The sequence below is a fragment of the Cupriavidus sp. 01L46 genome (assembly GCF_056399905.1).
This window is the reverse complement of the sequence record NZ_JBFTSF010000734.1, coordinates 1-417: the sequence shown is the minus strand read 5'-3', so window position 1 is coordinate 417 and position 417 is coordinate 1. Positions and strand designations below refer to the sequence as shown.

The window sequence follows — 417 nt, the reverse complement described above, 5'->3', positions numbered from 1 at the left end:
GCCATGGACATCGACCGCAGTGTGGCTCGCATCGGCCGTGAAGCTGTGGCTGCCGTCGCTCACAGTGGCACCGGCCGGGATCGCCCCGACCACCAGCGAGGCCAGGCCATTGCTGTCGCCAGCCAGGCCGTTGACCGTSGCGCCGAGGTTCAGCGCGATGGCCGCGCCCTCGACCCCRCTCTCTGCCACCGGCGCCAGGGCTGGCGCCAGCGGGTTGACCGTCACCACCTCGGTGGCCGTGGTGGTGGTGCTGAGGTTGCCCTCGCCGTCGGTGGCGGTGGCCGCCACGCTCAGCGTGAAGTTCGCGTCGCTGGTCGGCGTGATCGTCAGTGAGCCTAGCGTCCAGCCATGGACATCGACCGCGCTGTGGCTCGCATCGGCGGTGAAGCTGTGACCGCCTGAAGCTGTGACCGCCCG

Annotated in this window: 1 protein-coding gene; it reads right to left on the bottom strand. The window is 70.6% G+C overall.

The features are described from left to right. Nucleotides 1-417, bottom strand: a 417-nt coding sequence (locus AC1DS3_RS39555) for a hypothetical protein (RefSeq protein ID WP_477129491.1), incomplete at both ends; no start/stop codon positions are given.